General features: G+C 62.3%; 19 protein-coding genes and 1 tRNA gene. 8 read left to right on the top strand and 12 right to left on the bottom strand.

Annotated features, from left to right (window positions below; translation table 11 throughout):
- Positions 1-7: 7 nt before the first annotated feature.
- Positions 8-2,179 (bottom strand): AAA family ATPase, encoded by a 2,172-nt coding sequence (locus tag AC4GYS_RS04535; protein WP_491107905.1) that lies wholly within the window; start codon positions 2,177-2,179, stop codon positions 8-10.
- Positions 2,180-2,422: 243 nt separating this feature from the next.
- Here AC4GYS_RS04535 and AC4GYS_RS04540 point away from each other — a divergent pair, with 243 nt between their 5' ends.
- From AC4GYS_RS04540 to AC4GYS_RS04550, 3 genes are all read left to right on the top strand, one after another.
- A complete protein-coding gene (locus AC4GYS_RS04540; protein WP_491107906.1) occupies positions 2,423-2,893 on the top strand; it encodes a DUF2924 domain-containing protein in 471 nt (156 codons plus the stop codon).
- A gap of 25 nt (positions 2,894-2,918) precedes the next feature.
- Positions 2,919-4,580 carry a recombinase family protein gene (locus AC4GYS_RS04545; RefSeq protein WP_491107907.1) on the top strand — a complete coding sequence of 554 codons (1,662 nt, stop codon included), beginning with the start codon at positions 2,919-2,921 and terminating at the stop codon, positions 4,578-4,580.
- Positions 4,581-4,756: 176 nt separating this feature from the next.
- Entirely contained in the window at positions 4,757-6,121 is a 1,365-nt protein-coding gene (locus AC4GYS_RS04550; protein ID WP_491107908.1) for a hypothetical protein, read from the top strand.
- On the opposite strand, the gene AC4GYS_RS04555 is transcribed toward AC4GYS_RS04550, so the two are convergent.
- Positions 6,118-6,810, bottom strand: coding sequence for a DUF7002 family protein (locus tag AC4GYS_RS04555; protein ID WP_491107909.1), 693 nt, complete (start codon positions 6,808-6,810; stop codon positions 6,118-6,120). The genes AC4GYS_RS04550 and AC4GYS_RS04555 overlap by 4 nt on opposite strands.
- Entirely contained in the window at positions 6,807-8,414 is a 1,608-nt protein-coding gene (locus AC4GYS_RS04560; RefSeq protein WP_491107910.1) for an adenylosuccinate synthetase, read from the bottom strand. Before AC4GYS_RS04560 ends, AC4GYS_RS04555 begins: the two co-directional genes overlap by 4 nt.
- Before the next feature lie 165 nt (positions 8,415-8,579).
- Here AC4GYS_RS04560 and AC4GYS_RS04565 point away from each other — a divergent pair, with 165 nt between their 5' ends.
- Positions 8,580-9,140: a hypothetical protein gene (locus AC4GYS_RS04565; RefSeq protein WP_491107911.1), complete on the top strand. Its 561-nt coding sequence runs from the start codon at positions 8,580-8,582 to the stop codon at positions 9,138-9,140.
- Between the two features lie 384 nt (positions 9,141-9,524).
- Here AC4GYS_RS04565 and AC4GYS_RS04570 read toward each other — a convergent pair whose 3' ends face one another.
- Together AC4GYS_RS04570 and AC4GYS_RS04575 are read right to left on the bottom strand one after the other, a co-directional pair.
- Positions 9,525-10,673, bottom strand: coding sequence for an ImmA/IrrE family metallo-endopeptidase (locus tag AC4GYS_RS04570; protein ID WP_491107912.1), 1,149 nt, complete (start codon positions 10,671-10,673; stop codon positions 9,525-9,527).
- Positions 10,670-10,972 carry a hypothetical protein gene (locus AC4GYS_RS04575; protein WP_491107913.1) on the bottom strand — a complete coding sequence of 101 codons (303 nt, stop codon included), beginning with the start codon at positions 10,970-10,972 and terminating at the stop codon, positions 10,670-10,672. The genes AC4GYS_RS04570 and AC4GYS_RS04575 overlap by 4 nt, the downstream gene beginning before the upstream one ends.
- Positions 10,973-11,106: 134 nt before the next feature.
- Between AC4GYS_RS04575 and AC4GYS_RS04580 the strand changes: the two genes are divergently transcribed.
- Genes AC4GYS_RS04580 through AC4GYS_RS04595 form a run of 4 tightly spaced genes read left to right on the top strand, consistent with a single transcriptional unit; the run spans position 11,107 to position 13,966 of the window.
- Complete coding sequence (locus tag AC4GYS_RS04580) at positions 11,107-11,412, top strand: hypothetical protein (protein WP_491107914.1); 306 nt, start codon at positions 11,107-11,109, stop codon at positions 11,410-11,412.
- A gap of 1 nt (position 11,413) precedes the next feature.
- The gene (locus AC4GYS_RS04585) at positions 11,414-11,935 is read left to right on the top strand and encodes a hypothetical protein (protein WP_491107915.1); all 522 of its coding nucleotides are present in this window, start codon (positions 11,414-11,416) and stop codon (positions 11,933-11,935) included.
- A complete protein-coding gene (locus AC4GYS_RS04590; RefSeq protein ID WP_491107916.1) occupies positions 11,925-12,467 on the top strand; it encodes a Mov34/MPN/PAD-1 family protein in 543 nt (180 codons plus the stop codon). The genes AC4GYS_RS04585 and AC4GYS_RS04590 overlap by 11 nt, the downstream gene beginning before the upstream one ends.
- Positions 12,467-13,966 (top strand): ThiF family adenylyltransferase, encoded by a 1,500-nt coding sequence (locus tag AC4GYS_RS04595; RefSeq protein WP_491107917.1) that lies wholly within the window; start codon positions 12,467-12,469, stop codon positions 13,964-13,966. The genes AC4GYS_RS04590 and AC4GYS_RS04595 overlap by 1 nt, the downstream gene beginning before the upstream one ends.
- A 539-nt stretch (positions 13,967-14,505) precedes the next feature.
- Here the strand turns inward: AC4GYS_RS04595 and AC4GYS_RS04600 are convergent.
- The 7 genes from AC4GYS_RS04600 to AC4GYS_RS04630 form a co-directional block, all read right to left on the bottom strand.
- Positions 14,506-14,581: transfer RNA gene (locus AC4GYS_RS04600), tRNA-Phe, on the bottom strand.
- Positions 14,582-14,623: 42 nt separating this feature from the next.
- Positions 14,624-14,809, bottom strand: coding sequence for a DNA gyrase inhibitor YacG (locus tag AC4GYS_RS04605; protein ID WP_491107918.1), 186 nt, complete (start codon positions 14,807-14,809; stop codon positions 14,624-14,626).
- Complete coding sequence (locus AC4GYS_RS04610; protein ID WP_491107919.1) at positions 14,793-15,740, bottom strand: ribonuclease; 948 nt, start codon at positions 15,738-15,740, stop codon at positions 14,793-14,795. Before AC4GYS_RS04610 ends, AC4GYS_RS04605 begins: the two co-directional genes overlap by 17 nt.
- Positions 15,733-16,305: a Maf family protein gene (locus AC4GYS_RS04615; RefSeq protein WP_491107920.1), complete on the bottom strand. Its 573-nt coding sequence runs from the start codon at positions 16,303-16,305 to the stop codon at positions 15,733-15,735. Before AC4GYS_RS04615 ends, AC4GYS_RS04610 begins: the two co-directional genes overlap by 8 nt.
- A 9-nt stretch (positions 16,306-16,314) precedes the next feature.
- Complete coding sequence (gene infA / locus AC4GYS_RS04620; protein ID WP_029941555.1) at positions 16,315-16,566, bottom strand: translation initiation factor IF-1; 252 nt, start codon at positions 16,564-16,566, stop codon at positions 16,315-16,317.
- A 103-nt stretch (positions 16,567-16,669) separates the two neighbouring features.
- A complete protein-coding gene (locus AC4GYS_RS04625; RefSeq protein ID WP_491107921.1) occupies positions 16,670-18,634 on the bottom strand; it encodes an alpha/beta hydrolase family protein in 1,965 nt (654 codons plus the stop codon).
- 128 nt (positions 18,635-18,762) lie between these two features.
- The gene (locus tag AC4GYS_RS04630; protein ID WP_491107922.1) at positions 18,763-20,931 is read right to left on the bottom strand and encodes a sodium-translocating pyrophosphatase; all 2,169 of its coding nucleotides are present in this window, start codon (positions 20,929-20,931) and stop codon (positions 18,763-18,765) included.
- Positions 20,932-20,971: the final 40 nt, after the last annotated feature.

Raw genomic sequence — 20,971 nt, forward strand, 5'->3', positions numbered from 1 at the left:
GACTGGCTCAGTGTGCCGCGAGAAGTTGCTCGGTCCACTGCTCAGCTTTGGTGGGAGCGTCGAACCAATACTCCCGGAGCAACGGCGCGATCTCGGTGCGGATCACTCGAGAGTACCAGTCGGTCTCAGTCTCATCAGGGGCGGGGCCAGCGCAGAAGAAGCTATGACCGATTGCAAACCCCGGGCCCAAGTTCGCGACGTCACTCACAATCTCAGCATTGAGAAGATTAATCCGCTCGATCAGCTTCGTGACTAGAGCGTCGGAGACACCCGCCCCGATGAGCTGTGCTCGAAATTTAGGCGACGCGAGATTCGATTGGAGATCAACAAACGCAAACCGACGACGCAGAGCATAGTCCACTACCGCTAACGAGCGGTCCGCGGTGTTCATCAATCCCAGCAGATATACATTGTCAGGAACGAAGAACGGCGCTCGCCCGGATGCGAGTGGCATGGCCCACTCAGCATCGCGCTTGTCTGGTTCGATCAGAACCATCAGCTCGCCCATGATCTTGCTGAGATTTCCGCGATTGATCTCATCGATGATGAAAACATAGGTGCGGTCAGGATCTCCTTCTGCCTCGCGGCAGAACTCGACGAACTTGCCAGATTTTAGCGCGAAGCCGGTCTCGGTCGGCCGAAAGCCTTCGACGAAATCTTCGTACGAGTAAGACTGGTGGAATTGGACAAACCGTAATCGATCGCGATCTCGAAGGCCCATTAGGGCATAGGCCAGCCGCTGTGCGGCGTACGATTTCCCAACGCCTGGTGGACCTTGAAGAATTACGTTCTTCTTCGCTTTCCACAGAAGAAGGATGTCCTCAGCGACGCCCCGCTCGAGAAAGAGCGTCTTGAGCGCATCATCGAGCGAGTAGGCCTCAATCGGTGTTGTCGCCTGACCCACGTCCAGGCTCGGAGCGTACGGCAGGTCTTTGCCAGAGTATCTCTGATAGGCACCGTTCAAAATCGCGAGGAGAGTAGGCGTCGCTTCGGTCAGGTACGCGCCTTGGTTGAGCTCAAGCCGCTTGTTGAAGAAGACTCCCTTTGCTCCCCCTTCGACGAGCTCCTTGAGCTGCGAGGAAAAGGGCTCCGCCGCGAGGAACTCCTCTCGCGGTAGGGCCGGCTCAAGCCTGACATGCTCCTGCAAAGGAATCCGATAGCCCGGTTGATTGGCCCATTCAGTGCCCTCCACACCTGTGAACGACTCATCAAGCGGCCCGGCAACGACAGACACATCTGTAATCGCCCGGTTGTCGGTTAAGTGGAACACGACGTCACCTTCACGCACCTTCGTCATCGCGGAGTAGATGTCGCGATCGTCTTTGGATTTCTGGGGCGACCACAACGCCTTGCCCAAGGCATGCTCACCTTCGAGGCGATCGGGGCGGCCGGATACTAAGGTCTTCTCAATCCAAAACCGGGGCCCGCGGACGCCCTCACCCTGCCCGTACATCTTGGACCAATAGTCGTCCGCCAAGAACAGCTCGAGCTTCTGCGGAACATCTTCGAACGCGAATTGGATCAAAGCGACCGAGAAGTTCGTGTCCGGCTCCACCCGCCAAATCGTCTGCCGATTGGTGAAGAAGTACCAATCTCTCGGTTGTGGGTCCGCCTCCCAGGCAACCTCCACCCGGGCACCCGTACCGGGGTTTGCGGTGATGACGCCCCGCGCCTTAATCCGCATCGCCGACACGCCTAGGCCACGATTGTCAAAGGGGACGCCGTGCCTCTGAACGAAGGTGGACTTAATTGCGATCCTCTCTCCTGGCTTCATTGACCGAACATGCGACTGATCAGAGTCTGACGGACCATCGACCTCCCAGATGCCTTCGGAGAGAAATCGCTCCGTTTGGTCGTCCTTACGTCCGAATGAGGAACCGACGAGCCAGTAGGGGCCCGGGTCGATCGCAAGGGTCGGGCCGTCCACCGTTAGATCGTAGGTAAAGGTCGTTGTGCTGCTTGCCATCGGCCCCGCCATTTTCGGGGCGGGGACTCTGGCCAGTTGCATCAGCCGGCGCCCGGCGAGGGCCTGGCAAACATTGGCGTGAGCAGCGCTTAAGCCAAGGCGATCGTGGACATCGCGCGCGGTGATGGTGACTGAGGCTTCCCCCCTCCTACGCGCCGGCTCGATGAAGTCGGACAAAGCAAGATTACGAATACGCTCTGCGTCGCTCGCCAATTTGTTTCCCCTGAATGCCTCATCAATTCGAGCCCAATTCGTGGCGTTGAGCAAGTAAGATTGGCGACGCTTAAAGATCGCCCCGTCACCTCAGCCGTGAGGCTGCAGAATTCGCTCGCAAAGCGTCCAACACCGAGCAACACGCTCACTGAGGCTTCCCCCGAAGACGCCCGCACGCCGGTGACGACCGGCTTCAGCTCGTGGGGGAGGCAAACTCCCTCACATTCTGGAGCTGACATCACGATGGGCGAGATCACGATCGCGGCGGAAATTGACCGCCTTACCAAGCTTCCCCTGCCGGTCCTTCGCGAGGCATGGCACCGAGCTCATCCCGACAAGCAGATGCCTAAGGGCTTGGCCCGCGACCTACTCGTGCGTACGATCGTGTGGAAGCTCCAGGAAAAGGAGTTTGGCCGCTTCCCTCCAGCTTTGACAAGCAAGCTGCAGAAATTGTCGGCGCAGCTTCGAAAGTCAGGCTCGCTCGATCTCGAGCGGCATGCCGTCGTCAAATCGGGGACCACGCTTCTGCGAGAGTGGGGAGGAGAAACTCATCGTGTTACCGCGCTAGACGAGGGCTTCCTCTTTCGTAACCAGCGCTTTGCGTCGCTAAGCGAGATCGCCCGGGAGATTACAGGCACGCGCTGGTCAGGCCCGAGGTTCTTCGGCCTTCGGCAGCCAGTGAGTAAGCCTGCGCCGAGCTCGGTCAATGTGTGAAGATCCGAAGATTGTCCGATGCGCGGTGTACACGCGCAAATCGACTGATGAGGGTCTCGATCAAGCGTTCAATAGCTTGGACGCTCAGAGAGAGGCTTGCGAGGCTTATGTCGCCAGTCAGCGTCACGAAGGATGGGAATGCTCTTCTGAGAGATACGATGACGGTGGTTTCTCGGGCGGCAGCCTGGAGCGCCCGGCCCTAAAGCGACTGCTTGCGGACGTTGCGGCGCGCAAAGTCGACGTGATCGTTATCTACAAGATCGACCGACTGACACGTGCACTGTCAGACTTCGCCAGAATCGTAGATGTTCTTGATGTGGCAGGAGCTAGCTTCGTCTCGGTCACACAGTCCTTCAACACGACCACCAGCATGGGTCGCCTCACGCTCAACGTGCTGCTGTCATTCGCGCAGTTCGAACGAGAGGTGGGGGCGGAGCGTGTTCGCGACAAAATCGCTGCATCGAAGAAGAAAGGCATGTGGATGGGAGGCGTTTGTCCCTTAGGGTACGACGTCAGCGATCGCAGCCTGATCGTGAATGAGCCTGAAGCAGCCTCGGTTCGAGAGATCTTTGAGCGGTACCTGGAACTCGGTTCGGTGCTCTTGCTCGAGACCGAGCTACGCCGCCGGGGCATGATTTCTAAACTGCGCACCAGCCGGGCCGGCAACGTGACCGGCGGCAAGCCATTCACCCGCGGGGCGTTGTACGTATTGCTGCGAAACTGCCTATACATCGGCCGCGTAGCGCACGGCGGTGAGACCTACGATGGAAGGCACGATGGCATCCTTCCGCAGCACTTGTTCGATCGGGTCCAGGAACGCCTCAATTCGAACGCGCCTTGCCCTGCCAAAGCGACCGTGAACGGCGAAGATCCGTTGCTTATTGGGCTCGTCTGGGATGATCAGGGCCGGAAGATGACACCGAACTTCAGTGTCAAGCACAACAAGCGTTATCACTACTACGTGTCTCGGCAGGATCGTTCGTCTGACGACACGATGGCGATCCGAGTGCCGGCAGGAGATCTTGAGCGGATCGTGATCGATCGCCTTCAGCAACTACTGCTCGATAAGGCCGCCATCTTAGAGCTGCTTGATCACGCTTTAGCAGCCTCTCAGACGGAGAACGTCTTTCGCAACGCGGAGCGTGTAGCGGCGATCCTGGCAGGCAATGACCGAGCAGAAGCGCGAAGGACGTTGTGTAAGCTGGTCTCGAGTGTAGCGGTCGGCAGGCAATCAATCAGCATAGAGTTTATTCAAAGCGGCCTGGGGTTAACGGGCGTGAGTGGTTCTCCGGCTAAGCGTCGCTTGGTAGTACTGTGTGAGCTTTTTAGGCGCACGAGGGAGGTCAGGCTCACCATCCCCGGCCCTCCAGCCATGGCGCAACAAGACCCAGGACTGATCAAGTTGATAGTTCGGGCGTGGGAAGCGCGAAGGGCTTTCGAAGGCTCAGGCGGCCGCCCCTTGACCGAAGTTGCTCAAGCCCATGGCATGCACCCCGACTACTTCACCGTCCTGGTCAAATTGGGTTTTCTGTCTCCAGGGATCGTCTCTAACATCCTCCACGGGCGCCAAACGCCAAGACTTACTCGCCAGACGCTGGCGCGCATTCGAAACATGCCGATTTCGTGGTCGGCGCAGCAAACGATGTTGCAGCGTCTGCCTGTGCCGATGACGCGCCTTCCGCCCTAAGCAGACGTCCGTTCAGCGGCGCCTTTATGTCTGCTGATGGCGGAAAGCGGACCGGCTGCCTTCGGGTAACCGCCGGCGAATAGCCGACGATCGTTCATGCAGGAAAATGCGCCGACCTAGCGCCCATATCTGCCTGCGCGGCTTGCGATTGAGACGAAGAATGGAAAAGGAGAACGATGCAGCATTTCAAAGACGAGATTCTCAATCGCTTGGCGCTCCGCGGAAACGTCGCCCAGTTCATCTCGTTTCGGCCTGGAACGTCCGGCCCTGTGCAGAGCTTCGCTCGGATCGCGAATCGAGATCCTAATCAAATTTACCTCAGCTATCGTGAAGCTCTGAAGGACCTGCTGGCGTGTAGTCCCGAGGGACAGATCAATATCCGCAGCTATATGCCCGGTGACCCGCGCAGCAGGGAATTCATTTACGGACTCGACGATCTCAACACCGCTATCAGCCATCTGGAACGTCTCACTGCGGAGGGTCTCTCGACGATCGCGAATGAGACCGTGGACATCAATGACGGCGGAGTCTCCGGCGTCGTTCAAGGAACGATTATCGAGTTCTCACCCGATGACACCCCAAGATGCGTTGAAAAGCCCGGCGTCGCCTCGATGCCGTTTAACACCGGAATCGAACTGCTGACGAAGGTTTACGGGTTCCGCCCTGACCTACAGTGCGCTGAAGGAGAGCGGACAGAGTTCTCGATACATCCCAGGCCTCGCGGCTGGCGAACCACCCACACATTGATCTGGGAGCACGAAAAGGACGTGCCGCAACCGGCGACGCCAGCCGTCCGTTGGCCCAATCGCTTCAGCAGAATGATCGGTGATAAGGCGTTTGGTCTCCTGATCGCAGATCAGATGAGCGCCCCGGTTCCAAGGACTGTCGTCATTCCACGAAGAATTGCGCCATTCAGCTTTGGGCAGCCTACTGGCTCGGCGGAGCGCTGGATCCGAACGTCGCCGTTCGAACCGCAGCCGGGGCTATACACGACGCACAAAGGGTGGCTCGATCCATTCAAGCTCTTGGCCAACGAGGATCCCGGAGGAACGATTCTTGCTTCAGTCCTCTGCCAAGACGCTATCAACGCACGCTTCAGCGGAGCGGCGATCGTCGATCAGACCGGTAAGCTCGTTGTAGAGGGTCTCAAAGGCGAGGGTGACGCCTTCATGCTGGGTACCGCTAGGCCCGAAAACCTTCCTGCCGATGTTCTAGAAGACGTAAGAACCCTTCACTCCCGCATCTCACGCCTGTTTGGCACGGTGCGCCTGGAGTGGGTTCACGACGGTGCCCGAGCGTGGCTCGTCCAGTGCCATATCGGCGCGACCGAAACTCTCGGCGATGTTCTTGTGCCCGGCGAACCGGAAGCTTGGGCTGACTTCGACGTGAACCGCGGCCTTCAAGCACTGCGCGATTTTCTTGATGCACTGCCAGAGGGCGACGGCGTGATATTGCGTGGCGAGGTTGGCGCGACTAGCCACTTTGCTGACCTTGTCCGGCGAAAAGGTGCGCCGGCACGGGTAAGCGTCGCAGCCGCTTAGGGGTGATCGCCGGCACTCGCTTTAGGCGACGCCCAAATCCTCTGGATCGGCTTTCCGGATTTCACCCGATGTACGGCCAGCACATGGTCCTTTAGATCGGGTACGGAATGCTTCACCACCAGTTCCGACACGACGTTTTCGAGCGGACGGCCTTTTTTTCTTGCCTCGAACGGGAAGTCTTGGATCGTCATGAAGGTATCAAACGACCGTGGCTGGGGTTTGAATATCGTACTGCCGCTATTGATCGGGCTTAGCCGAATTGTGTGGCGGTACTTCTCGATCAAGCTCTTCGTGTCGATCGTCAGGACGGTTTGATGGCTGCCTCGGTACGCGTCCCCATTCACCAGCCGCCAGACCCGATTAGGGTGCAGCCAAAAAAACGAATACGAATTGAGGTGCTCGTACCACTGTTCGGGCGTGATGCCCGCCGGGAGGCATTTTTCCAAAGCGCTATTCGACATTGGCTTCTGGTCGCGCACTACGGCGCCAGGAAGACCATCGGCTTCAATGGGCACGCTCTCGGGGCGATGCCTCGCCAAAAGCTGGGTGCGGAGCGGCTCCTCGACACCGTATTGATCAACCAGCGCCTCTACGCTCATAAGGCCGTGCGCCTCGAGTGCTGGCCAGGCGCCATCGTGCGCCATGTGAAAAAGGCGGGGGTATTGCGCGATTAGCGTTTCTTCTCTCACTTGACGTCCTCAAGCACGCCGTCGATGGAGAACGCCTTCGACACAAGCGTGACCTTGGCGCCAGTGACCGCCTCGAGCTGGCTGATGAACGCCTTCGCGGCCTCATTCAGCTCGTCCATCGTCGCTGCCTCGGCGTTCTCGGCGCCGAGGTAATCGGCAAAAGTTACCGCAATCTCGGTCGCCCCGTTCAAAGCAGCCGCCCGCGCGATCTGGCCCCAGTCGAACTCGGCAACGCGCCGCGGCTTCTTCGACACCGATCCCTTCTCGGTATTCAGGATCTGGTCGAGCGGAAGGCCCGATCGCTCGGCGACGACCTCAAACTCGATTTCCCGGCCCATCCAGCCGCTGTGGCCGACCTTCCCATGCTCATCCTTTTTGCCGTGGCCGACCCGAATCGGATAAGTGCGGACGACCATGATAACCTTGCGGACGCGGCCAGGCGCGATGCCGGCATCGGCAAGGCAGCCCGCCACCGACGTCTCGCGGGACGTCACGTGCGGATAGAAGCCGTGGTGAATACTTAGCAGCGTGCCCTGCGTCCCTTCCAGGAGCACCTTCTTCCCCTCACGAAAGAGACAGTCGAGGACGGCGCGGACGTCGCCAACGAATTCCTTCAGCTGGTCTACGTCGCGGGCCAGCCTGACCTTGGGTCCGTAGATCTGCTGAGAGCGATTGAGAATCTTGCGTGCCGACGCGACCCCGACCCCCTGACGGGTCGAGCCAATCCCCTCAAGGCTATCCTCGTCACGCATGTCCTGATCGTCGATAACCATCGCTTGGCCGTCGATCGTCAGGCGCTCCTTGGTCAACTTCTTGTCCCGGACCTCCATCAGGACCTGGGCAAGGTTGAGCGTCGATCCGGCACCAATAAGGATCAGCGCTTCGTCGTTATTGCCCGTGCCTGACGGAAGCTGAACGAACTTGTAGTAGGGATCGAACACCATATGGCCCGCGTTCGGACCGCCGATCCGCATGAGGGCGTTGTAGTCCTTGGCGATGTGCGCGCAGATATTGCCTTTGCCCTCGCTACCGTATTGGCCACCGACGATAACGTCGACGATACCCTCGCCCTTCGGAACCGGCCGGCCAATCAGGGCGAGAGCGGTGGCGGCAAGATTGTCCGGGTCGATGTAGTCCGTATCGAGAACTAGATCGGCGTGATTCTCGAGCTCCGGCACGGCAGCCTCGGTCGGATGCGCTTTGACCTGGCCGTAGGTCGAGAACTCCCGCCGGTCGGAACTCCGGGAAAGATAGCGGCGGGAGAGAATGTCGTCGTTCGCGTGAAGATGGATGTGTGCCATCTTGTCCCCGAATGCCGCACGAAGAGCGTCGACCTGACCCGGAATGCGGGCCGCGTCGAGGACAATCAGCGTGTCGCCTTCCTCCAATTGCGAGTTCAGCGCCTTCACAACCCACTTGCCCCCGTCCGCCTTGTCGAGCGCCGCACCAGCTTTCTGCAGCGCCTCCCGTTCGTTCTCGGCTCCTTGCGCAATAAGGTAGGCACTCGTGGAGATCCGGCGCGCGCCTCCAAGGCCAGCCAGCGCCTCAACGAACGACGTTTTCCCGACGGCCACTGGGCCAGACAGGACAATCAAAAAATCCATGATTCACCGACAAAATTGAGGTGGCCCGAGCCGGAAAAGGATTGTCGCAATGAATCGAAATTACAAGTCGAGCGTTGATCCAAAGAGGCTCACCGTCATGATCCAAAAATTAGCTCGAATTCTCCCGCAGCAATCAATAAACGTGCTGTGAGGGGGGAGCGCATCATGAACATGTTGCGGCACATCGTTGGCGTGAGGGTCGAAAAGGGCCCGACAATAATGCTTTCCAGCGGCGCCACCTTCGACTTCCTTGACCCCTGGGCAAGCGACTTTACGATAGATGATATCGCACATGGGTTGTCGCAGACCTGCCGCTATGCCGGACAGTGCCGCTCGTTCTACAGCGTTGCGGAGCACTCGATCATTGTAAGCCGGTTGGTGCCGCAAGAATATGCACTCGAGGGGCTGCTGCACGACGCCGCCGAGGCATTCATCGGGGACATTACCCGTCCGCTTAAGCAGATGCTCCCAGACTTTAAGGCCATCGAAGCCCGTGTCGAAGAAGCGATTGCGACCCGGTTCGGCTTCAAGCCGGACTACAAGGTCGCGATCAAGCCCATCGATCTCCAGGTGCTCGCCGCGGAGCAGTTGCAAATTATGTCGACCGGCTGCGCAGACTGGGCTGAAAACAACAACATCGTACCCGCCGACATTGTCGTTAGCAGCCTCGATCCGGTAACCGCGAAAGCAGCATTCCTAGCCCGTCTTGCGGAGATTTCTGCCTAGCGGCTGCAGAATTTTGGGTCGAATTGAGGTGTGATGGAGAGACTCGGCGATCGCCTCACCCCTTCTACTCGTTCGTGGTCTGCGCGAGCGCCTCGCGAGTGAGTTTCAAGCTGAGGCGACCTCGCACTCACGTCAGGGTCGCGCGCGGTGATGCGGCCGCCGGTTGAACAAATGTCGGAAATCGGCAGGTCAATCCCTCAGAGGGCATTCCCCTTACAATTAGGTTAGAACATTCAGCCGGGAACTCGTGGCTGTCTTCGACTGGTGGAAAGCAGAACGGCTGCTTTCCGGCCTTAGCGGTGGATAGCAGACGTCTGCCGGCGCGAAGCACCGAGCTGCTTAGCACTTCTCTGACGTTCGGCTGCGTCGAGGCGAATGGCAAAATCAGCCGAGAATCTCTCGCACCTCTCCCCTGCCAAGTAGCCGCGAAAAGCGCCGGTAATCTCCATGCTGCCATCGCCACCTGCCTGCCACGATAGCGGGATGCACTCCTGCTTCTTCCGCACTTTCGAGCAAGTCCTCCGTAGAGAGGTCCGGAGTGTCGCACTTGGCCCAGATTTTGGCCGGTATGAGTGCGTCGCGCGCAAACTCGTCCGCCTCGGCCTCGATGCCCATCGAGCTGTTCACGTCGAGGTCGTCGACGATGATCGAGGTACCGTCGCCGAGATGCAGTATTACGTGGGCGAGTTCGTGAAGGAGCGTGAACCAGAAGTTGTCCAGGCGGTCGTGGCGAAGCGTCAAAGCTATCACGGGTGCCCCGTCGCCGCGGCATATCGCCGCACCGTCCAAGAAGGTCCCGGGGAGGTGGTCTAATAAGACGAGGATTATCCCTGCCTTGGCGAGTTCGTCCGCCACTCGGGCCGGCCCGTCCGCGCGGGCGCTGAGCTGCGCGATGCGACGGGCGAACTTGAGGTCCTTCTTTTCGCGCTTGCCCGATGGGAGCGTCCTCTCCTCGGCTTTGAGGAGAACCGCGGCGCACCACGCCTCGAGAGCCCCGAGATCCGTTTTCGCGTTTGTGCGATCCGTCCTGCTCTTACGGAGCATCGCTAGCGCAGGCGCTCCGCGTTGAACGCGGTCCAGGAAGGCATCGATCTGCTCAAGAGGTTTCATCACTCCCAGCGTGCGGAGCTTCTCTATAGCGGAGGTCGAGGCCTTTGACGGCCTGCGCGCTGCCTCATGCTTGGCACTCCCGATCAGCGACTCCACGGGTATGCCCAGGTGCTTGCTCAGGGCCCTGATCTGGTCGACTGTTGGTTGGCGCTCACCGGCCAGGACCTCTGAGACGCGGGACTTAGAGCCAAGATAGGGTATGAGGTCCCGTGGCTTGAGGCCGCCCTGCTCCATTCGAAACTTTATCGCTTCGCTCGGGGTCGCCGCCGAGAAGATGAACCGCCTGCGCTCCCATTGCTCAACAAGCGCCTGCAGGACCTCGAGGCGGTCAATTGATTTCTGGTCGCTTCGCGCCATGAGCGCGGCAGCCTCGGTCACCGCACGCTCATGGTCTTCTTCCGAGCGAATTGGCTTAAGGGTCACGGCTGCTTCCTTGTCTTGCCGGTACGTGAGGGCCGGTGGGAATCTTTGTGTCCCGCGAACTCGATGAGCGCGACCGACGCGGCGTAGTTGATCGCGACGACGACGCAGTGGTCCGCCGGCAGCGAGATGGTGAGCCGATGTTGCTCAACCCGCGCGGTCGGAAAGGCTTCGGACGCGTCCGAAGGGTCCTCCCAGTCCGCCAATGCGAGTTCCGCACGCAGCGATAACGCAGCGCTGGCGACCACGCCAACCCCATCTGCCGCGAGCGCGTGTAGCTTCCCTGTCCCCATCAGCTTCATCTCACCCTCGCATAGCTTTCTCGCTGTGGCAAGCGTAATAGTTCCATCTAGTGGAACTTAGACCTTGCGAGTCGGCAGTCGGTCAGCCATATAAAAGAGCGTCACACGACGTGGAACTATATTGGAGGCGACTCATGGCGAAGGAAGGCAAGGACCAGAAGGAGAAGGTCGTGCATGTGCTGCACGTGGGCGAGGTCGAAGACGTGGACTTCGGCTTCGCCATGCACGGCACGCTGCAGGCGATGTGGGATCTCGCCTACGCCAAGCTGACCATCCCGAAGCAGGAGCGCGACACGTTGCAGGCGGTCGAGGGCGGCGGGCCCAAGAAGAAGAGTGCCGACCTCATGCCGCATCTACAGCTAACGCTCGAGCAGGCCCTTGCCAGCGGTCTGACCAAGACGCTGCACTTCGAAATCGTGGCCGAGACCGGCGGCGCCTGACGTGGCGAACTTCCAAGAGCGCCCTGGCCTGGACCTTGCCGCGGGAGCCCGCGCGCTGGCGGAGACGCTGCCGCGCGTGCTCACCGGGCTGGGTGCAAGCGGAATTGATCAGCTGGGATGGTCGAGTTCCGGTGCCAACACGCTGTTCGTGCCGATGGTCGGCATCTTGGGTGAGAACCTGGAGCAATATCTGCTCCGACTGCACTTCCGGACTGGGCGCGGCTGGCCGCCATCGGCACAGTTCGTCAATCCCCAGACCCGGAACTACGTGCTGGGCGAGGATCAGCATCATCTGCCGCAGCTAACCGCCGGCTACTGCAATGTTCACCCCAGCTACCGGTCATCGGATGGGCGGCACCTCCAACTGGTCTGCTGCTCCGCGACCTACGAGTATTATGACGTGCTGCACGGCGGTGACGAGCGGTTCCTGTGGCGGGAGACTGACACGTTCCTGGTCACGCTGAACGCGATCGGCCGCGCATTTCAGGAAAACTACTCCGGGAGGACACCCCATGCTGGATGAGGATGACGGCCGTCGCCAGCCGGCTTCCAGGCCGTACATGCCGTCGGCGGCGGTCCTGCGCGTGCCCGTCAACGTGATCGTCGCAACCATCGAACTGCTCCGCGCGGGCGGCCGGCGTGAGGCTGGGGCCTTCTGGTATGGCACACGGGATGCAACCGGCGGCGGCACGGTCGCGGCGGTGATCGCGCCGCAGCAGGTGATGTTGCCGCGCACCTACCGTGTGCCCTCAGCTGCGATGAGTCAGATGGTCGATCTCGTCGCCGCTGTGGGACTAAAGCCGCTCGCCCAGATCCACAGCCACCCGGGCCCCTATGTGGAGCACTCGCCCTTCGACGATTGGATGGCGAGCAGCACGCGCTCGCTGTCTCTCGTCTTCCCGAACTACGCCGTGTGGTCCGCGCCTTGGCCGCAGCAGGTAGGCGTGCACGAATGGCAGGACGGCTACTGGCACCTACTGGCACCGGCCGTTGCTGCGCGGCGGGTGGTCGCGACGAAGGAGGCCGCCGTGCTCGTGCGAGACCTTCGTCCGTGATGCGCATTTCCGATCGGCATCTCCGGCCTGTCGAGGGCCTGCTGGCGCCGTCCTCAAGCGGCAGGCTCCGGCTGCGCATCCGCATCGACCATGAGAGCGCGCGCGCGGTCGCTGGGCAGGTTATGCTGATCGGCCTGATCAACAACCTTTGTCGCCTGACCGACCTCGTGGACTCGATTGAGATCGTCGCCGACGAGGTGCCTCTCCGCACCAGGGTCCCGGACGCAGGAGTGAGTACGCTGATCGCGGCCGCCATCGCGCTGGCGCGCTGGGCCGTGAGTGGCGAAGTCGGAGTTGAGCGGGGTGACGGCTTTAGCGCCGTCGATCTGGAGATCCACCTTGGCGCTCCGCAGACGCATCTGGCGACCTGCCCGGTGCTCGTCGGCATGGCGGCAGGCTGGCGTGCCTGGGTTGGCGCCAGCGAAAAAGCACCTTCCTTCCTCACCTCGGACGATCCGAACCCCCTAGGCCCGCTCATGGCTGCCGCGCTTTTGGCCGGAGAGGTCTTCAAGCGCGGGAGGGGCATCTCGCGGCGCGGCCGCCTGCTCGACGGACTCGGATATTCGCTGTGGAGTGGGGGGTGGGCCGCCGGCTGGGATGAATTGGAGGACGGTCCGCGCCTCAGCGGGCAGTCTCTGCCTCCCTTCTACCTCGTAGGGGCGGGAGCGGTAGGGCAGGCTCTGGTCTATTGTCTGGCTCAGACTGGCCTCACGGGTGCCGTAGTCGTGATTGACGACGACCGGCACGACCAGACCAACCTGAACCGCTGCTTTCTGGCCGGCGAGCAGGATGCTGTAGGGTGCCGACCCAAGGTAGAGGCCGTAACGCGTTTCACGGCCGGTACCCGCTGGACCGTGCATGCCTTTCCGCAGAGCCTAGCATCCTATGTCGGAGACGTTCATCCGCGTCTCGGCCGAGATTTGCGGGAGGCTGAGGAACAGGGCCGCTACGATATCGTCGTCAGCTGCGTCGACAAGGGGAACTCGCGCCATGACATCCAAGGGCTAGCGCCGCGGCTGGTGTTCGGCGGCAGCACCGAGGGGCTCTCGGCGAAGGCCATGACTTACGACGTGCGGGCCGGGACAGCCTGCCTGGCCTGCCACAACCCGCCAGCCCGCGATGGGGAGCGAGTGCGCATCTTAGAACAGCAGGTTCGAAGTCTTGACCGCAAGGAGCGCGCGCTGTTCCTCGCCGGCAAGGTCGCACCGGAACATCTGGGGGAGGTTCTCGACCATCTAGATGCTCCGCAGTGCGGCAGCGCCGGAGAGAGTCGGTTCCGAGCCGCAGCGCTGGATCATGGCGGCGCGTTCTCCGCCAGCTTCGTCTCAATGGGGGCGGGCCTGCTGCTCGCGTCCGCGCTGCTGCGCGAGCTGTTGTTCGCTGGCTGCCCTAAACGGGCCATGTCGGCCAACCTGTCGTTCCTGAACGGCAAGTCGCTCGATACAGCCATCGCGGTGGAAGCCGGTTGCCTGAAGTGCAGTGGTACTCGTGGCGTCTAGCGTTGAGCCGCCCGGCGCCATTGCCTTGAAGAGGTTCGCGCTCCCCATGCGGCGCCTGGATCAGGCCTGCGTCGCTCCGCTGCGAAGAAGCGTCTGCTTCAGCTGTTCGGCTCACGGCAGCCAACCGGCAGGAACCGCCCCATGGACCTAGGGCGCACAAGAACAAACGGCGGCTTACGAGCATTGAGCAAAGCACGTCTGAACGCCGGCAAGTGGGTCTTTCCAGACGCAAGAACTCGATGACAGAACGCCCGATCTAAGACTTGGCGCTGCCGGTTCGCTTTCTATTAAGGGTCTTTCGAGCCGAGTTTCCGCGTCTCCAGCCTCACACCGCGTTTCCGCTCAGAACACCGCATTTTTGTCTGAAACGGCCATATTTCCTCTGATTGCCCGGTGCTCCCCTCGACAGCATCGGAGATAGTCGGCGGCAAGAGGCGCAGTCTTCATGAGATCGCCAGGTTCAGAGACGTGAATTTGGACGCAAGTTCGGCCGGAAACTCCCGTTCCCAGGTGCCTAGTCTCTGCGAACTTGTTTAGAATGGTGCCCAGGGACGGGATCGAACCGCCGACACTGCGATTTTCAGTCGCATGCTCTACCAACTGAGCTACCTGGGCCCACGCACAGGCGACCGGCAGGCCGCGGCGGGAAGCGCTCCCCTAACCGTCGTCTCCAAGGCTGTCCAGCCCGGGATCGGCAGGCGGGCCGGGAATGCGATAACCGTCACCAAGCCACTGCAGCAGGTCGCGATCCTTGCAACCCGCACTGCAGAAGGGGGTGAAGTCGGGTGCGCTGGGCTTGCCGCATAACGGGCAGCCTTTCCGGGGCTTAGACGGGTTCGGCATGGCCCGCGGAAATGGCAAGGGACGGGTCTTCGCGCAAGGTGACGTTGCCGCCGACCTGCCTCGCCAGGGCGTCGAGCCAGGCGGGACGCTGCTTCAGCACGGCGACTACGGCCGGCGCGGCGGCCAGGCGCGCCGAGCCGATATGAGCACTCGCGCGGCGTAAAAGGGCACGGGCCTCCGCAGCGGCAGGGTCGCCGGCCATGATCTCCGGCAAAGACGCGTGGCGGCGCGGGCGGATCAGCTGCAGGAAGCCGAAGCCGTTCACCGCCGTCCGCTCGAAGGCTGTATCGGCCAGGGCTCGATCCAGTGCAGCGGCGGCGGCGGCGCGTGCCGCTTTACCGGGAGTGGTGGGCAAGTCGATGCCGATCGAGCCGCCGATCCCCAGCCGGCGGATCGCCGTTCCCGCAGCAGCGGCGCCGGCCGTCGCGAGCGCGTGGGGTTCCAGCGTCCCGTCCACGTCGATCAGGGTCATTGCCGGCGTGAGGTGAATCGTCAGCGTGCCGCCGGGAAAGCCGACCAGACCGGTCGCGGCCTCCTCCATCAGGTCGGGCCAGCCCGCTGCGTCCAGCTCTCCCGCCCGCGCCGGTCGGCCTGGCGCGCCGGCGAGCGCTGGCACCCGGCTGTCGCTGGGACGGGCGAGAGGACGCTTCCAGGGCTCGATGCCGGGAATCGCTTCGCGGGTGATCTCCACCATCAGGCTTGATCCCTCCGCGACACCGGGGGGGCGTCCCGGGAGGAGCAGCTCGGTCCCGTCGGGAGCGGCGGCAATGGCGTTTCGGCCGTTGATGCCGACATTCTTCAGCCGCGCCTCGACGATGCTGCCAGCCGCCAGCGTGCCGTCGGGGACGATCCGCGCCTCGATGATCCGGTCCTGGTCGATCAAGGCGGCGCGGGTCTCCCCGATGCCGCGCTCGATCACCCACTCAGGCAAGGGGAAAGCCCGCGCTCTTCAGCAACTGGCGAGTCTCGGCGAGCGGCAGGCCGACGACATTGGAATAGCTGCCGGCGATGTGGCGGACATAAACCTCGCCATAGCCTTGCAGCGCATATCCGCCCGCCTTTCCGCGCCACTCGCCATGGCCAGCGTAGAAATCGACTTCCTCGGTCGAAAGCCGCTTCATGGCGATGGTCGTTTCCACCACTCGGCTGCGCAGCTTCTGCCCCGGCGCGGCAAGCGCGACGCCGGTCAGCACCCGATGACGGCGGCCTGACAGAAGGGCCATGCAGCGGCGCAGGGTCGGCTCGTCCTCGACCTTGGGCAGGATTCGGCGCCCGACGGCAACCACCGTGTCGGCGGCAAGGACCAGCGCGTCCGGGTGGCTCGCGGCGACCGCCAAGGCCTTTTCCCCGGCCAGGCGATGCGCGTGAACGCGGGGCAGCTCACCGGCCGGCACGCTCTCGTCGATGTCGGCCGGCAGGACCTCGTCGGGCACGACGCCGATGCGGGCAAGCAGGTCAAGCCGCCGCGGACTTGCCGAGGCGAGGATCAGCCGCACGGGAACGGCTTAGCCGTTGTAGCCGGGAGGGCCTCCGCGGCCGGGCATGAAGCGGTAGGTGATCCGCCCCTTGGTGAGGTCGTACGGGGTCAGTTCGACCAGCACCTCGTCACCCGTCAGGACGCGGATGCGGTTCTTGCGCATCTTGCCGGCCGTGTGGCCGAGGATCTCATGGCCGTTCTCGAGCTCGACGCGGAACATGGCATTGGGCAGCAGCTCCACTACGCGCCCGCGCATCTCGAGAAGTTCTTCCTTGGCCATGCAAACCTTTTCAATTGTACGTGCGAAAACGCGCGCCTCTTAGACGCGTGCCAGCTTAAAGGCAAAGGGAGACCGACCCAGTAGGCCTCCTGTCCGCTTCGCCTCAAGCGGGATTGTGCTTCGCAAGGAACTTTCGCGCTTCCCCCAGCAGTTGAAGCCGATCTGCCTCGAACGGGAGGTTATGGGTGTTGCGCGGCTGCTCGATGTAGACGAAGTCGCGGCCCTCGACCTTGCCAGCGGCCTTGAGACGTTCGACCAGGAACCGAGCCTGCGCGACCGGTACCCGCTGGTCCTTGGCGCCGTGAACGATCAGGATTGGGGCCCATTTCGTCGCGGCGAGCCGCGCCGGCGATACGTCGCTGAGCTTGCTGGCGGCCGAGCCGATATACTTTGACCCGTAGTTCCCCAGATAGTTGCGGTCGTAGGCCGTCATCTTGGGAAGGTCGTAAACGCCCGCGCCAGCGATAGCACAGCGGTAAAGGTCAGGGTTGCGCTGCGCGGCACGGGCCGCCGCATAGCCCCCATAGGACCAGCCGAAGATGCAGACTCGCTTGGCATCGGCGATTCCCTGGGAAGCCAGGTAAGTGATGCTGTCATCGAGATCGTCCGACATGGCGTTGCCCCAATTGCCGTCGGACATCGCTTCCCACGCTTTGCCGTAACCGCTGGAGCCGCGATAGTTGGGCTGGATCACGGCATAGCCCAGTTCGGCCAAGGGCTGCGCCCACATGTCCCAGCTTTCATCGTCGCGCGCCCACGGCCCGCCGTGCGGCAGCACGATCAGCGGCAGCGCCTTTGCCGGCTTCAGCCTTGGCAGCGTCAGCACGGCCGAAATCTCCTTGCCGTCGCGCGCCCTGTAGCGAACCGTTCGCACAGGGTTGAGCCGTGCGTCTTTCAGCGTGTTGTTGATCCAGGCGATCTGCCGGGTCGACCCGGTTTCCGTGTTGAAGAGGTAGAAAGCGCCGGCCTGGTCCGGTCCTCCGACCCGAACGACGATATTCTGCCGCGGCCGATCCGTGGATGCGATGTAAGCCTTGCCGGCACCGAACGTCTCGTCGAGCACCATCTGAATATCCTTCAGACGGCCATCGAACCAATGATGCTCCATGCGGTCCTTGATTACCGACACCCGTTCAAGGGCGTTGCGGGCTTCGTTGGCGTCGACATCATCGACATCGTAACCGGGTACTCCAAAGACCTTGCGCCCATACTCCATCGTAGCGAGATCGAGTTCGTAAACGGCGCTGAACCCCTCATGCCGGCTAAGGACCATCGCCTTCTCATTCGGCAGGAAGATGAGGGGGATCGGAACCGTGGAGTAGCGTTCCTGCTTCTGGCGGATGATGGTCCTGAAAGGCCCGCTTCCGCTCGAGCGATACAAGGCGGTGATCTTGCCGGTGTCGGCGTCCGAACTCAGCCCGAGCCTGATGTTGCCCGCGCCGTCGGCATACCAGTTAGCGACGCCTCTTGCCGGCTTAAGCACGACCTCGTGCCTGCCACTGGTGACGTCGACCTCCACCACCTCCTGATTTCCCAGACGCTCGAAGCCCCGTCCAGCGGCCAGGCGCCCTAGCAGGATTCGGGGCCTTCCCTCCCGAGAGTGCCACAGCAGATCGCTGCCTTGAACGAAGGTGCCTTCCCAGCCGAGAAGCGTGCGCTTTCCGGTCTTCCGGTTCCAAGCGATCAATCGGCTTGAATCGACATTCTGGCCATCGAGATCGGTTCGCGCCACCACCGTGATCAAAAGATTGTCCGGGTCGATCCAGAGCCAATTGGCTGCGCGCATCTCATCGCGGGCGTTGAATTCGCCGTCCCGCGCGATGAGTACGGGCCGGGCGTTCGGACGATCGAGCGGAATCAGCGCGAGAACCTGTTCGTCCCCCTGGCGCACTTTCGCCGCGATGGCCGTTCCGTCCGTATTGATTCGGGGCCGATCGAGGGCCGGGAACTGCGCAAAGACGGACAAGGGATACGGCTGTGCCTGGGCGACCGTCGGCCGGGTCGCGGTCTGCGCCCAGCCCGACGCCGATCCCGCTGCCGCCGCAATCGCGGCCGATACGAAAAGCATTGAAACCCGCGCACGCAACATGACGTCCCCCAGTCTTCGGCACGCGTAGCTTAATCAATGACATAACAAAGAAAAGCCCCGCCGCGGCAGGACCGGGCGGGGCGTTTCGCTTGCTTGGCGCGGGCCGCTTACACCGCGCCGTGACCAGCCAATGCTGCAAGGAGCAGCAGAGCCACGATGTTGGTGATCTTGATCATCGGGTTGACGGCCGGGCCGGCGGTGTCCTTGTAGGGATCGCCGACGGTATCGCCGGTCACCGCCGCCTTGTGGGCTTCGGAACCCTTGCCGCCATAGTTGCCGTCTTCGATGTACTTCTTGGCGTTGTCCCAGGCGCCGCCGCCCGAGGTCATCGAGATCGCGACGAACAGGCCCGAGACGATTACGCCGAGGAGCAGTGCGCCCAGGGCCGCGAAGCCCTGTTCACGCCCGGCCACGGCAGCGATCACGAAGTAAACGACGATCGGGGCCAGCACCGGCAGGAGCGAGGGCACGATCATTTCCTTGATCGCTGCGCGGGTGACGAGGTCGACGGTGCGGGCGTAGTTGGGGCGGCTGGTACCGTCCATGATGCCCTTGTTGTTGGCGAACTGGTCGCGGACGTCGATAACGACATCGCCGGCCGCGCGGCCGACGGCGGTCATGCCCATTGCGCCGAACAGGTAAGGCAGGAGCGCCCCGAGGAGCAGGCCGACCACTACATACGGGTTGCTGAGCGAGAAATCGACGCCGGCCTCGCTGATGCCGAGCGCACCCGCGAACTCCTGCAGGTCGGTGGTGTAGGCGCCGAACAGGACGAGGCTGGCCAGCGCGGCTGAGCCGATGGCATAGCCCTTGGTCACCGCCTTGGTGGTGTTGCCGACCGCGTCGAGCGCGTCGGTGCGGTGGCGGACCTCATCCTCCATGTTGGCCATCTCGGCGATGCCGCCGGCATTGTCGGTGACCGGGCCATAGGCGTCGAGAGCCACGACCATGCCGGCCAGCGCGAGCATTGCCGTCGCGGCGAAGGCGATGCCGATCAGGCCGGCGAGCAGGTAGGAAGCGATGATCGCGACGCAGATCACGATCGTCGGCATGGCAGTCGATTCCAGGCTGATCGCCAGGCCCTGGATGACGTTGGTGCCGTGGCCGGTCTCCGACGCCTTGGCGATGGAGCGGACCGGGCGGTAGTTGGTGCCGGTGTAATATTCGGTGATCCACACCAGCAGGCCGGTGACGGCCAGGCCGATCAGCATGCAAAAGTAGAGATCCCAGCCGGTGAAGCCGCCGGTCTGCTCGGCAACGGCCGACCCGAGGTCGAGATCGGTACCTGCCGCTTCCGCGCCGCCGATCACCTGATTGAGGTCACCCAGGGTGAAGGTGGTGACGATGAAAAGGGCAGGGATCGACAGCAGGGCCGTCGTCCAGAAGCCCTTGTAAAGTGCGCCCATGATCGACTGGCCCTTGCCGAGCCGCACGAAATAGGTGCCGATGATGGACGTCAGGATGCAGACGCCGCCGACGATCAGCGGCAGGCTCATCAGCGCCATGATATTGTCGGCGCCAGTGCCGATCAGCAGCGCGGTGAGGACCATGGTCGCACCGACCGTGACGACATAGGTTTCGAACAGGTCGGCTGCCATGCCGGCGCAGTCACCGACGTTGTCGCCGACGTTATCGGCGATCACCGCCGGGTTGCGGGGATCGTCTTCCGGAATTCCGGCCTCGACCTTGCCGACCAGGTCGGCGCCGACGTCGGCGGCCTTGGTGAAGATGCCGCCGCCCAGACGCGCAAAGATCGAGATGAGCGACGCGCCGAACGCAAGCGCCACCAGGGCATCAATTACGATCCGGTCGTTGGGCGCATTACCCTGGACTCCGACCAGCACGTAAAAGAAGCCGGCGATGGCAAGCAGTGCCAGGCCGGCGACCAGCATCCCGGTGATGGCCCCGGAGCGGAAGGCCACGGTGAGACCGCCCTGCAGCGAGGTGCGCGCCGCTTCGGCCGTGCGGACGTTGGCCTTCACCGAGATGTTCATGCCGATGAAGCCGGCCGCGCCGGACAGGACGGCGCCGACCACAAATCCGATCGCGGCGGTCAGGCCCAGGAACAGGCCGACCAGCACGGCCACGACCACGCCGACGATGGCGATGGTGGTATATTGGCGGGCAAGGTAAGCGCGGGCGCCTTCCTGAATGGCCCCGGCAATATCGATCATGCGCTGGTTGCCGGCCGGTGCGGCAAGCACCTGGCGGCTGGTCAATAGTCCGTAAAGTACGGCGATCAGCCCGCAGCCGATCGCAATCAAGGTCACCGTCATGTCGTGGAGCACCCCCTATTTGCGCTCGCGGCAGGACGCC

The organism is Sphingomonas sp. SP1, assembly GCF_058313395.1.